This is a genomic window from Salinimonas iocasae (assembly GCF_006228385.1).
In the GTDB taxonomy this organism is placed as follows: Bacteria; Pseudomonadota; Gammaproteobacteria; order Enterobacterales; family Alteromonadaceae; genus Alteromonas; species Alteromonas iocasae.
On record NZ_CP039852.1, the window covers coordinates 801,804 to 813,780 of the forward strand.

General features: G+C 50.0%; 12 protein-coding genes. 9 read left to right on the forward strand and 3 right to left on the reverse strand.

The annotated features are described in order from the left end of the window. Positions 1–90: 90 nt before the first annotated feature. Positions 91–861 carry a hypothetical protein gene (locus tag FBQ74_RS03490; RefSeq protein WP_139755340.1) on the reverse strand — a complete coding sequence of 257 codons (771 nt, stop codon included), beginning with the start codon at positions 859–861 and terminating at the stop codon, positions 91–93. Positions 862–1,059: 198 nt separating this feature from the next. On the opposite strand from FBQ74_RS03490, the gene FBQ74_RS03495 reads away from it, so the two are divergent. Together FBQ74_RS03495 and FBQ74_RS03500 are read left to right on the forward strand one after the other, a co-directional pair. After that, positions 1,060–2,793 carry an acyl-CoA dehydrogenase family protein gene (locus FBQ74_RS03495; RefSeq protein ID WP_232371967.1) on the forward strand — a complete coding sequence of 578 codons (1,734 nt, stop codon included), beginning with the start codon at positions 1,060–1,062 and terminating at the stop codon, positions 2,791–2,793. A gap of 1 nt (position 2,794) precedes the next feature. Continuing rightward, entirely contained in the window at positions 2,795–4,351 is a 1,557-nt protein-coding gene (locus FBQ74_RS03500) for an AMP-binding protein (protein WP_139755341.1), read from the forward strand. 18 nt (positions 4,352–4,369) lie between these two features. Here FBQ74_RS03500 and FBQ74_RS03505 read toward each other — a convergent pair whose 3' ends face one another. After that, a complete protein-coding gene (locus tag FBQ74_RS03505; RefSeq protein WP_139755342.1) occupies positions 4,370–5,212 on the reverse strand; it encodes a helix-turn-helix domain-containing protein in 843 nt (280 codons plus the stop codon). A 173-nt stretch (positions 5,213–5,385) separates the two neighbouring features. Between FBQ74_RS03505 and FBQ74_RS03510 the strand changes: the two genes are divergently transcribed. The 4 genes from FBQ74_RS03510 (at position 5,386) to FBQ74_RS03525 (ending at position 9,102) form a co-directional block, all read left to right on the forward strand. Beyond that, positions 5,386–7,191: an acyl-CoA dehydrogenase gene (locus tag FBQ74_RS03510; RefSeq protein ID WP_139755343.1), complete on the forward strand. Its 1,806-nt coding sequence runs from the start codon at positions 5,386–5,388 to the stop codon at positions 7,189–7,191. Positions 7,192–7,210: 19 nt separating this feature from the next. Beyond that, on the forward strand, positions 7,211–7,690 hold the full coding sequence (locus tag FBQ74_RS03515) for a MaoC family dehydratase (RefSeq protein WP_139755344.1): 480 nt from the start codon (positions 7,211–7,213) through the stop codon (positions 7,688–7,690). Further along, entirely contained in the window at positions 7,690–8,607 is a 918-nt protein-coding gene (locus FBQ74_RS03520) for an SDR family NAD(P)-dependent oxidoreductase (RefSeq protein ID WP_139755345.1), read from the forward strand. The genes FBQ74_RS03515 and FBQ74_RS03520 overlap by 1 nt, the downstream gene beginning before the upstream one ends. Positions 8,608–8,760: 153 nt before the next feature. Beyond that, the gene (locus tag FBQ74_RS03525; RefSeq protein WP_139755346.1) at positions 8,761–9,102 is read left to right on the forward strand and encodes a hypothetical protein; all 342 of its coding nucleotides are present in this window, start codon (positions 8,761–8,763) and stop codon (positions 9,100–9,102) included. A gap of 59 nt (positions 9,103–9,161) precedes the next feature. Here FBQ74_RS03525 and FBQ74_RS03530 read toward each other — a convergent pair whose 3' ends face one another. Further along, positions 9,162–9,548 carry a type IV pilin protein gene (locus FBQ74_RS03530; RefSeq protein WP_139755347.1) on the reverse strand — a complete coding sequence of 129 codons (387 nt, stop codon included), beginning with the start codon at positions 9,546–9,548 and terminating at the stop codon, positions 9,162–9,164. 152 nt (positions 9,549–9,700) lie between these two features. Between FBQ74_RS03530 and FBQ74_RS03535 the strand changes: the two genes are divergently transcribed. The 3 genes from FBQ74_RS03535 to FBQ74_RS03545 are packed head-to-tail and all read left to right on the forward strand — an operon-like array spanning position 9,701 to position 11,965. Beyond that, positions 9,701–10,225, forward strand: a complete 525-nt coding sequence (locus FBQ74_RS03535) for a GspH/FimT family pseudopilin (protein ID WP_139755348.1) — start codon at positions 9,701–9,703, stop codon at positions 10,223–10,225. Continuing rightward, on the forward strand, positions 10,213–10,842 hold the full coding sequence (locus FBQ74_RS03540; protein WP_139755349.1) for a prepilin-type N-terminal cleavage/methylation domain-containing protein: 630 nt from the start codon (positions 10,213–10,215) through the stop codon (positions 10,840–10,842). Before FBQ74_RS03535 ends, FBQ74_RS03540 begins: the two co-directional genes overlap by 13 nt. Continuing rightward, positions 10,832–11,965 carry a PilX N-terminal domain-containing pilus assembly protein gene (locus FBQ74_RS03545; protein WP_139755350.1) on the forward strand — a complete coding sequence of 378 codons (1,134 nt, stop codon included), beginning with the start codon at positions 10,832–10,834 and terminating at the stop codon, positions 11,963–11,965. The genes FBQ74_RS03540 and FBQ74_RS03545 overlap by 11 nt, the downstream gene beginning before the upstream one ends. Positions 11,966–11,977 lie beyond the last annotated feature (12 nt).

Here is an 11,977-nt window from a genome sequence, read left to right on the forward strand (position 1 = left end):
ACACGCAGGTAAAGGAAAAGTGTGAGAAAAAATCCTGTTCTACTGAACAAATTATTTTTATCGCGCGCGGCAATGAGTTTATATAATCCTCTATAGCCGCCAAACGGCGAGCAATTGCGCGACACTTTCATCTTCGTCTGTGCCCAGCTTGTTGTTCCAGTATTGATACTCAATGCCTACAAAGACCGTGTCTTTTTTATTAAACAGTGCGTGGCCAACATCCCAGCGCAGCTGTACCTGTCCCAGCACCCAGTCTTTAACGGTAACACCTGGTATTTCGCTATCTCTGCCAGAGATATATTCAGCATGTCCTTCCACAGACCAACGCTGTCGACCGGTTTGGGCAGGATAGCGCCATGCCGCATCAACCATGTAACTGTTTTCTTCGGCCGGTGCGCCGCCTGAAGCCAACCCTTTACTATCATCAATATAGGCTGTGAAAAGGGTATTGAAAAAGGCAAAGCCAGGAGCATTCCAATTGATTTGCACACCGGGCAGGTACTTCAGTACATCGGCATCTGGCGCAGCATTGACGCCCAGGACCATACCTATATCGCTAATAGCACCATCATACTTTACGTCAAACAGCGCACTGCTACTGAAAAACGGGTACCACTCGGCATAAAGTTCATCGCCTGTGTCAGTTCTGGCGTAGTCAAAAAATAAAAAATTGCCGCCGTATTCCCAGCCACTGGCGTGTTGAAACGTAACAATAGTGGTATCGAGATCGGTACCTGGTGTGGAGGCAAAGGGCTGATTCAATTTGCCCTGTTGCAGATGAAATTCTGTTTCACTCCAGGTAGTGGCCGTAGCGAAAGCCGATGAACAGAAAAGAAGAATTAAAGTAAAAGCGCGCAGCATGAAAAACTCAGGTTATAAAGAAAACAGTAAGCGAATTATAAAGCGTGTCTACTTAAAAAGCCCGTAACAGTAAGCGGTATTGCGCCTTAGATTTTACGTTGTGCCGATTAAACAATTTGCCTTCTCGAATGAGCACTGTTCCGACCGTACTCTTTTCAGAAAAACCTGTGAAATCCATGTTAATGTCGGGTAAATTGAATGAGTAGAAAGACATCTGACCACACAGGGATACATATGGCGCAACCGGTTTTTCATTACGACACGCACAGCGTGTTTAATCAGCCTGCTCCGCTGGCAAACTACAATGCCTTTGAAGCCGATACCATTTTGCAATACTGGATAAATCAATTCGGTGGGAAACACGGAACTGAACGACTGACTAAGTTCGGGCATCATATTGGCCATGAGTTACAGGAAGCAGGGTTTCTGGCTAATCGACATGCGCCGCAGTTTGAGACGCACAACCGGTTTGGTCACCGCGTTGATGAGGTTATTTATCATCCTGCTTACCATCAGCTAATGTCTCACGCTATCAGTCAGGGTCATTGTAGTTTGCCATGGACGTCAGAACAGGTTGGCGAGCATGTCGTACGCGGCGCTATGGCTTATCTGCATACACACGCCGACCCAGGCTCAGGTTGCCCGCTTACGATGACGTTTGCCGCCGTGCCTGCCATATCTGTTCAGCCCGATGTCGCAAAACGCTGGTTACCGAAAATCCTGTCAGGCATATATGACGGCAGTAACCGTCCCTGGTATGAAAAAGAGGGCGTGACTATTGGTATGGCGATGACCGAAAAGCAGGGGGGCAGTGATGTCAGGGCAAATACCACCCGGGCTGTACCTGTTAAGCATGCCGGGCCCGGTCAGCTTTATTCTTTGACAGGGCATAAGTGGTTTTGCAGTGCCCCAATGTGTGATGGCTTTTTGGTACTTGCACAGTGCGACGATCGCCTCTCGTGTTTTCTGGTGCCTCGCTGGCGCGAAGATGGCACCAAAAACCCGATTCACATTCAGCGTCTGAAAGACAAGTTGGGTAACAAGTCCAACGCCAGTTCAGAGATTGAATTTCGCGAGGCCCACGGCTGGCTTTTGGGTGAAGAAGGCAAGGGGATCAATACGATTATTCAAATGGTCGCGCTCACCCGTTATGACTGTATGCTGGGGTCCAGTGCCTTAATGGCACAGGCCGCGAAAGAAGCGATATGGCACACAGCCGGGCGCGCTGCTTTTGGAAAGCCGTTGCATGAACAGCCTCTTATGATCAATGTGCTGGCAGATCTGGCCCTGGAAGCAGAAGCAGCGCTGGCTATCAGCCTGCGCATCTCCCGCGCGCTGGACAACCTGAATGATCCTCAGGAAGCAGCTTTGGTCAGAAGTGCCACGGCAATTGGTAAATACTGGATTTGCAAGCAAGCTGTGCAACACACCTATGAAGCCATGGAGTGTATCGGCGGGGTCGGTTACGTTGAAGATAATGTTACCAGCAGGCTGTACCGAGAGGCGCCGGTGAATGCAATCTGGGAGGGCTCCGGTAACGTCCAGTGTCTGGACCTTTTACGCGTACTTAAACGTGAGCCCGATACGTTATCTGCATTACTGGCAGAACTTGGCAAGGCCAGGGGGCACTATACAGATTACGACCAGGCGCTGGAAACCGCTATTGCCGATATGGCTGACACTGACAACCTGGAAGTTCATGCACGGCGGCTTATGGAGCAACTGGCGCTCTGCTGGCAGGCAGCCACGCTCATTGTATATGGTGAGCCGTGGATCGCCGACGCATTTGTCAGTGCCCGTCTGTCACAGCAAAAATTTCATCATTACGGCACATTGCCTTCGCATATCGACGCGAAGGCCATTGTTATGAGGGCCATGCCCGGTTCACATTTTTCTAAACCAGATCCGTCCCACAAGCAGGAGACAAAATAGCATGTCAATTAACGAGAATTATACGAATTTACGCCAATTTATAGATGACAGGTTTGCAAGCTATGAGGGGCGTCTTGCTTATCGGTGTCTGGGCCAGTCAATGCTCTATGATGAGCTGGACAAGCATGCGACGCATTTGGCGCGCTACTTCGAGCATGAAATGGGCTTAAAAGCCGGTGACCGTATTGTCATTCAGTTGCCAAACCTGATTCAGTACCCGGTTGCCATGTACGCGGCAGTCAGACTTGGGCTGGTAGTGGTTAATACCAATCCGTTGTATACACCCAGAGAAATGCTCCATCAGTTTACGGATTCAGGGGCAAAGGCCATTGTTATTCTCAGCGACTTATTACCCAAACTGGAACAGGTTCGCGAGCAAACGCAAATAGAACATGTGTTGGTGACAGAGGCCGCTGACTTTATTCAACCCTCCTCGCCTGGGCATAACTATCACAACTTCATCGATGCGCTGAACAAGGGCGAAACACTTGGCGACTTCACGCCCAGTCAGGCGCAGCGTGATGATACGGCTGTGCTCCAGTATACCGGAGGAACCACCGGGGTTTCTAAAGGGGCAGTGTTGTCACATGGTAATTTGCTTGCCAATGCCGGTCAGATGGCGGCGCGATTAGAAGCTCGGTGCCAGCAAAGCGAAGGTGTGTTTGTCTGTCCGTTGCCGCTTTACCATATTTACGCCTTCACAGTGAATATGATTGGGCTGTTTGGCATGGGGGAAGCAAATTTACTGATACCAAACCCCAGGGACATGGATAGCTTTGTTAATGCGATTAAAGCCGTTCCCTTCAAGGGTCTTGCCGGTATTAACACGTTGTTTGTCGGGCTATGCCAGCATCCGGGTTTTAAAGAAATAGACTTCAGCAACCTAAAAATTACGCTATCTGGTGGCGCGGCACTCACGCATTCAGCCGCGCATTTGTGGGAGGATGTAACCGGTTGTGCTATCACAGAGGGGTACGGCCTGTCAGAGACATCGCCGGTGGTATCGTTTAACGTATTCGGTGAAGAAGAGCTGGGTACGGTTGGTAAGCCTCTGGAGCAAACTCAGGTGGCCGCGTGGGATGAGCACAACCAACCCGTGCCTGAGGGTGAAGTCGGCGAGCTGGTGGTCAAGGGCCCACAGGTCATGAAGGGATACTGGCAGCGGGAGGATGAAACCAGCAAAGTGATGATTGATGGCTGGTTTAAAACCGGCGACATGGGGCTGATACAAAGTAATGGCAATGTGAAGATCGTCGACAGACTCAAAGACATGATCATTGTTTCAGGCTTCAACGTTTTCCCCAATGAAGTAGAAGATGTGCTTAGTGAACACCCAGCCGTAATGGAGGCTGCCGTGGTGGGTGAAGCCGATGAGAAAACAGGCGAAGCCGTGAAGGCGTTTGTTACCGTGAACGAGTCGGTTACCCAGGATGAACTGCGTGAATATTGTCGGGAACACCTGACTAACTATAAGGTGCCAAAACATATCGAGGTGCTTGAAGAGCTGCCCAAATCCACCGTTGGCAAGATCTTACGCCGTGAATTGCGTAAGCGCTAAGGTTTAAGGCCTCAGCGCTTATTCAGGTAAAAGCGGATGCCGATAACCCTGGGCATCCGCACCCGCGTGTTTCGCGGCGCTTTCAGGATAAAGCGTATTGATAGTAAGCCGCGGCTCTGAGACATAAGCTGTGGGACCCATAGCGCCAACAGTCTGGCTGACACTGAAAAAACGTTCAGGCGAGCCATCTATCTGAAGTTCTACCCGAAAGCTGGCCATCGGATCCAGCTGCGCTGCTCGTCTGGCCCAGTCATCAGGAACACCGGGGGTAGCGCACAATTGGGTCAGTCGCTGCTGCATCGCGTTATCTTGTGTAAGCAGCACATCCTGCTGAATGCTCATCAAAATTAGACACAGTGCATCGGTATAGGCTTTTGAGCCTGAGGTGGCATCGTGCAAGCTAAACAATAAATCAAAATGATTAGTCACACAGGCAAGGTGATGCTCACCAATCAACCGGCTATAAAACGCAACCCAGCTTTCATTGACCATCAGAATATCGCCACTGCCGTCAATTAAGACCGTTGGGTGAGGATCTAATGCGCGTAAGGTAAGTGCCATAGCTTTGCGCAACCACTTTAAATCGGCGGAGCGGAAGTCTGCTTTTTTTTCCTGCGCTCTGAATCCGGCGGCAATAAGTAAGTGGTTACTGTCTCTTTCAAGCATGTCCAGTGCGACAGCGATAGCTTCAACCATCTCAAGGCTGGGTGACACATGGCTGTTTTCAAGCCGGCTGAGATGCCGGGCAGATGAACCGGTGCGATAGGCGAGTTCTTCCTGACTAACCTGGTGCACACTGCGCCAGAAGCGAAGCAAACCGGAAAACGGTGAATCGTTATTAATTGACGCATCAACGCGCATCTTTATTACCTGCAAAAGAATCTGAGGAAGCAGTCAGACGTTTATTCACAGACCTGACCTGACATGACCTGACCTGACATGTCAGGTCATGTTATCTGTTGTTGGGTGGCGCAACAATACGCGCAGTTTATTAACGCATTTTACCAACCGCGCCCCGGCGCAATGAGGATACTATGGCCGCATCGTTACTGAATGACCGCGATATCGCATTCATGTTGTATGAGCTGTTAGACGCAGAGTCACTGACCCGCCGCGAACGCTTCCGGGAGCACAGCAAAGAAACCTTTGAGGCAGCGATGGACACTGCCAGGAGTGTGGCCGAAAAATACCTGCTTCCAATACGACAGAAGACAGATCTGATCAGGCCAGAATTTGATGGTAAAGATGCCCATCTTATTCCTGAAATTAAAACCGCGATGCAGGCGGTTATTGATGCCGGGCTGGCATCGGCTACCGCTGATTTTGATATGGGCGGGATGCAACTTCCCTCCACCATTGCCTGCGCGCTGAGTACCCACTTAACGGCAGCTGGCATGAGTACCATGGGATACACCACTCTGACTAACGCCAACGCCAATCTTATAGAAGCCCACGGTACTGCCGAACAAATTGAAAAGTGGGTCAGGCCAATGCGGGAAGGGCGCTTCACCGGAACGATGGCAATGACAGAGCCGGGCGCAGGCTCCGGCCTGGCTGACCTGATCACTAAAGCCGTACGTCAGGACGATGGCACGTATCGGATTACCGGTAATAAAGTTTATATTTCCGGGGGCGATCATGATTTGACCGAAAACATTGTACACCTGGTACTGGCAAGGGTGCAGGGTGCACCGAAGGGCATCAAAGGCATATCACTATTTATCGTGCCTAAATTTCTGGTTGGCGATAACGGCGAGATTGACGCGCGCAACGATGTCGCGCTGGCCGGGCTTTTTCATAAAATGGGCGGGCACGCGATTACCTCAACGTCCTTAAGCTTCGGTGAGAAAGACGGCGCGGTCGGATATCTGGTCGGCGAGGAAAATATGGGGCTGAGTTACATGTTCCATATGATGAATGAAGCGCGCTTATTTGTCGGAACCGGTGCCGCTGTCATGGCGCTTGCCGGTTATCAATATTCGCTGGACTACGCCAGGGAGCGTCCGCAGGGTAGACTGCTGGCAGAAAAGGACCCGCATTCTGCGCCAGTGAATATTATTGAACACAGTGATGTTAAGCGGATGCTTCTGGCTCAAAAAGCTTATGCAGAAGGCGCTCTGGCGTTATGTTTGTATGGTGCCAGATTGCATGATGATGAAAAAACTGCGCCCGAAGCAGAGCAAAGAGAACAGGCCCATCTGCTACTTGATTTTCTGACGCCGATTATCAAAACCTGGCCTTCTGAGTATGGGCTCAGGGCGAATCACTATGCTATTCAGGTTCTTGGAGGGGCCGGCTATACCAATGAGCATCCGGTAGAAATGTTTTACCGGGAAAACCGGTTGAATCCGATACATGAAGGTACAACGGGTATCCAGTCGATGGATTTGTTAGGGCGTAAAGTTCCCCGTAACCAGTTTGCAGGATATAAAGCATGCATCAAGGCCATCACTGAAACTATCATTGCAGCGAAAAATGTCGCTGGCCTTGAAGACTATGCTGATACGCTTGAAAAAGCGTTAAAAACGTTGGATGACACTACTCAAACTGTGTTGGGCGCATCCCGGTCGATGAACATTGATGCAGCATTCTCAAATTCTGTGAAGTACCTTGATGTATTCGGACACGTCGTCGTTGCCTGGATGTGGTTAAAACAGGGGCTGGTGGCGCAACGCGCCCTTGATACCCCCCTGCATGATAGCGATGAGGCCTTTTATCGCGGTAAGATTCAGGCTATGCGTTTTTTCTTTGTGAGTGAGCTACCTGAAATCAATCACTGGGCAACGCTGGTGCGAGAGCTGGATACGACCAATTTCGATATGCAACCGGAATGGTTCTGAAAATAGGATAACGCCCATTATGCAAACTGTTACACGCGAAGCGCTATTGGCAAGTGCCGGTCAAACTCTGCCAGTCACAGACTGGTTTACTATTACCCAGTCGCAGATAGACAACTTTGCTGACTGTACCCACGATCACCAGTTTATTCATATTGACGCTGAAAAGGCTGCCCGGACACCCTTTGGCAGCACCATCGCACACGGATTTCTGAGCTTATCGATGCTGTCTTATTTTGCGCAGTCCTTCGGGTTGCAGGCCGAAGGAGCGGTAATGGGAATAAACTATGGATTGAACAAAGTCAGGTTTATTACACCGGTTAAGGTGGACAGCCGTATTCGCTGTCATGCCAGCGTCGCGGAAGTAAGCCAGCCAAATCCTCAACAAATTTTTGTGACCTATGACATTACTATTGAGCTTGAGGGCAGTGATAAACCAGCCCTGGTAGCACAATGGATTGGCGTTCAGGTTATTGATAATAACAATCAGCAGGAAAGTTAATGACAATTTCATATGAAGGGCAAGTGGCCATTGTAACGGGCGCCGGTAATGGATTAGGTAAAACCCATGCGCTGAAATTGGCCGCGCGTGGAGCAAAAGTCATTGTAAATGATTTCGGTGGCGCCAGAGACGGCACCGGCGGTTCATCTGCTGCCGCGGAGGCGGTTGTTGCTCAGATAAAAGAAGCGGGTGGCGAGGCAATTGCCAACGGCGCTAATGTCGCTGAGTTCTCGCAGGTACAGCAGATGGTAGATGCTGCTATGAATGCCTGGGGGCGTGTAGATATTCTTATTAATAACGCCGGCATACTACGTGATAAGTCCTTCGCCAAAATGGCGCTTGATGACTTTAAGACAGTGATGGATGTGCATGTTATGGGGTCGGTCAACTGCACCAAAGCCGTGTGGGATATTATGCGCGAGCAGCAGTACGGGCGAATCGTAATGACTACCTCTTCAAGTGGACTGTACGGCAACTTTGGTCAGGCGAATTATGGTGCTGCTAAAATGGCTGTGATCGGCCTGATGAACACGCTGGTTCTGGAAGGGGCGAAGTATGGTATTCGGATAAATGCTCTGGCGCCTACTGCCGGGACCCGGATGACCGAGGATTTATTACCGCCAGAAGTTTTCGGACTACTGACCACTGAAGCTGTGACTGCCGGCGCGCTGACGCTGTGTGACAAAGACGCACCTAACCGCATGATTTTATGCGCCGGCGTTGGCGGCTATTCAGTAGCCCGTATTGTGGAAACTGACGGTATATTCCTTCCTGAGTCAGAACAGCAGCCGGAAGTAGTCAGAGCGCAAATGGAGGAGATTGAAGATTCCGAAGGACAACAAGCGCTGCGTGCTGGCGGTGAACAAGGAGAAAAGTTTCTCAAAAAGGCAATGGCATTTATGCAGTCCCAGTGCTGATACTTCGTTCGGGCACGGTATATCAATGGCGCTGCACCCTGAGGCTGAAGCGAATGGTGCTGTTCAAATTGCGGCGGTATTTGTATGATTTCCTTCCTGAAGATAAGCGCAACATATTGTTTGTGTAAGAAATTACTGTAAAAGGAAACAAAGATGAAAGCAGGGAAATTATTAATTGCCGGTTTGATGGCAGGGATATTATCTGCATGTGGTGGCCACGGCTACGAAGGCACCTGGAAAGCAACATCGGATAATGCGATGCTGGAAAAGCTAATCAATCAGGCTGGCGGCGGCACAATGGTTATTGGCGAAGACTATATCGAAGCAAACGGACAGCGAAATCAGGTTGATGACATCTTCACCCGTGAAAGCGCTGGTAAGCAATACCTGGTATTTGCAAAAGATGGTGAGGAGCAGGTCTTCGAAATTAATGACGAGGATAATCTGGAGATTGGCCAGATGGGTGTAACATTAACCTATACCCGCGCTGACTAATTAAAGGCACGCGCTGGCCCTCGCCAGCGCTTAGTGTCTTAAAACAACGTACAGATGGGTTACCAGCAGCCTGCCGGTAGTTTATTCATAGATTGGTCCAGGCTCAGCGATGTACAGCCTGTATCACCTGTCTGCCCACCTTTTGCTGCTGCACTTAATGTATACGTTGTGGCAGTCGCGTTACTCACGGTGAAGGTATAAAATTCAGAAGTTGGCATGCCGATTTCGCCGGTAGCGGCATAGCTATTATTCTCAAGTCGGTAAGATTCCTGCTGCATTTTCAATTGCAACAGCGCGTTCTGTGCATCCGCGCGTCGGGCATTGGTAAGGTGGGACTGGTAACTGGGAATCGCAATGGTTGCAATAATCCCTGCTATAGCGACCACAATCATCAGCTCGACCAGTGTCCAGCCTCCATCTTGTTTTTTGAACTTTGCGTGCTTCATACGTGAACATCACTTCTAATACTTAGGTTAGGAAAAATTTCGCTTAGTATACTTCCTAAGAACCTGAACGTTTCTTTTTTGAGAACACAGAGCATAGACCACATTCCGCTGGAATAAGGTTTCAGGATTTATCCGAAGGTATAGGTGTCAGGGTGAGTAATCAAAAAGGGCTGTCTTTACTGGAACTCATGATAGCAGTCGCTATCGTTGCCATCGTCGTTACGCTTGGCGCGCCGGCTATATCTGATGTCCAGCGTAGTGCGGCACTGTCCGGTGCTGTTGAAAATGTGTATTTCGGTATGCAGCAGGCGCGCAGTCATGCTGTGCGTCAGTCGGCAGATATCCAGGTAGACTTTACTGCTGGCCAGAATTGGTGTGTAGGTACTACGGATCAAACAGATTGTGATTGTGCCGTAGCAAACAGTTGTACGGTGGATGGTGTTGAAAATGTCCTGCGAGGCCAGGATTTCCCGGGCGTCACGTTGCCCGCACTTACTTTTGGCACGGATAATCAGACGACATTTGATGGTACCCGCGGCCTGACATTGAATAACAGTGGTTCAGCCAATTTTTCTAATGGTACAGATACCGTCCGCATCAATTTAAATGAAGTTGGCAGGGTTCAAATCTGCGTGGTCTCCGGCGATCTGGGAGGTTATCCATCATGCGCAAGCTAAACGCACAGCACGGCTTTACTCTGGTTGAGTTAATGATAGGCATGGCACTGGGTATTGCTGCGCTTACCGCGTTGGGATCCCTGGTGGGATATGGCGTGGGCGTTAATGTTAACCTATTAAAAAGCGCACGGGTAAACGAAGAATCCTCTGTGGTCCTCTCCCTTTTGCAGCGAGACATCCGGCGGGCCGGTTATTCAGGTGACACGGTAGCGATGCTTACCGATCCTGCAGCCAATCCGTCTGACTTCTCAGATTCACTGGTTATCAGTGCATATACCGGCGAGGCTGCTGGTAGCTGCATTCTTTTTTCTTACGATGCCAACGACAATGGCGTGCTGGACTCAACCGGAGACAGTGAAAATTTTGGTTACAGACTGCGAGGGCAAACGGTAGAAATGCGTCAGAATAACCTGACCTGCACGCAGGACGGCTGGCTACCGCTCACAGATAACAGCATCGTTCTTGTGGAAAGGCTGTCGTTCACTATGGGGCAGACGCTCAGCAATAATATTCCGACCACGTCAATTACCATCAATCTGCAGGCTGAACTTGAAGCCAATACTGATATATCACGTCAGTTCACAACTGAAGTACTGGTGAGAAATTATGATGGATAAAACCGCTACTTTTGTCAGGCCTGCCCAGCAGCGCGGTGCCATGATGCTTACTGCAGTTTTATTGCTGCTGATACTGGTTACATTAGTGACTTTGTCTACCGGTCGGGTAAAGTCCTTCGAGCACAAAATTATACTTAACGCGCAAAACTATCAGCTTGCCTTCAGTAGCGCTGAGGCTGGTCTGGCACGTGCTATTAGCCGGTTGACCGAAGATCCGGGATGGGATGGTTCTGAAATTACCGGAACCTTACCGGGGCAGGGCAGTTACAGTGTCCAGGGTGTCAGACAAACCATTACAAGACAGTCCACCGTGCTGCAACTGGTGACGCTCACCGCGCAGGGAAGCTCGCCTGATTCATTATCTAACGTCGATCAGCAGCAACAGGTGATTCAGTATTCTGTTCTGGCCAACCCACCCGATGTACCGCTGATTGTTGCAGGTGGTCTAGGCGTGAGCGGTAACTTTGAGGTGGTGGCTAATCCTAATGGTGGTGGGGAAGGCGTGCCTTTATCTATCTGGACCGACAAACCCGTCAACATGCAAAGTGGTAGTGGTACCACCTGTGGATTACAGGAGTTCAGTGAAGGTAACTGCTCAACCTCACCGTATTCTGAAAAAGGCTTTAAAGACCTCGATATCCTGGATGATGACGCTAATTTCCCGCCAGACATGATGGAGTATCTTTTCAATATACCAGAGCCTGAATGGCCAACATTGCGCGCGGACGCCGATCTCAGACTGACTGACTGCAGCTCGCTGGGGCCGTCTTCAACCGGTTTATTGTGGGTAGATGGCGATTGTACTGTGAATTCAAATACCACCATCGGCAGCCCGGATGATCCGGTAGTTCTGGTCATCGCTGACGGTAATTTGAAAATGAACGGTGGTGCGCAAATCAACGGTATGGTTTTTCCGTTTCGTAAGCCTACTACAGTAGCAGATTTTGACATCGATATGGTCGGTAGCGCGCGGGTTAACGGCGTAGTTGCCTCAAACCATCCGGTAGGAAATTCTGGCGGTACCTACAACTCCGTTTACGATGCAGAGGTACTACAGGGCCTGCGTCTGAGCGATGCGTTTCAACGGGTAGCCATTGTTCCTGGAAGCTGGCGGGATTTTTAGGAGTACTAACGT

What these genes read in the sequence shown, in the direction of transcription:
- FBQ74_RS03490 (WP_139755340.1), bottom strand. Translation starts at nt 861, where the DNA reads ATGCTGCGCGCTTTTACTTTAATTCTTCTTTTCTGTTCATCGGCTTTC.
- FBQ74_RS03495 (WP_232371967.1), top strand. Translation starts at nt 1,060, where the DNA reads ATGAGTAGAAAGACATCTGACCACACAGGGATACATATGGCGCAACCG.
- FBQ74_RS03500 (WP_139755341.1), top strand. Translation starts at nt 2,795, where the DNA reads ATGTCAATTAACGAGAATTATACGAATTTACGCCAATTTATAGATGAC.
- FBQ74_RS03505 (WP_139755342.1), bottom strand. Translation starts at nt 5,212, where the DNA reads ATGCGCGTTGATGCGTCAATTAATAACGATTCACCGTTTTCCGGTTTG.
- FBQ74_RS03510 (WP_139755343.1), top strand. Translation starts at nt 5,386, where the DNA reads ATGGCCGCATCGTTACTGAATGACCGCGATATCGCATTCATGTTGTAT.
- FBQ74_RS03515 (WP_139755344.1), top strand. Translation starts at nt 7,211, where the DNA reads ATGCAAACTGTTACACGCGAAGCGCTATTGGCAAGTGCCGGTCAAACT.
- FBQ74_RS03520 (WP_139755345.1), top strand. Translation starts at nt 7,690, where the DNA reads ATGACAATTTCATATGAAGGGCAAGTGGCCATTGTAACGGGCGCCGGT.
- FBQ74_RS03525 (WP_139755346.1), top strand. Translation starts at nt 8,761, where the DNA reads ATGAAAGCAGGGAAATTATTAATTGCCGGTTTGATGGCAGGGATATTA.
- FBQ74_RS03530 (WP_139755347.1), bottom strand. Translation starts at nt 9,548, where the DNA reads ATGAAGCACGCAAAGTTCAAAAAACAAGATGGAGGCTGGACACTGGTC.
- FBQ74_RS03540 (WP_139755349.1), top strand. Translation starts at nt 10,213, where the DNA reads ATGCGCAAGCTAAACGCACAGCACGGCTTTACTCTGGTTGAGTTAATG.
- FBQ74_RS03545 (WP_139755350.1), top strand. Translation starts at nt 10,832, where the DNA reads ATGATGGATAAAACCGCTACTTTTGTCAGGCCTGCCCAGCAGCGCGGT.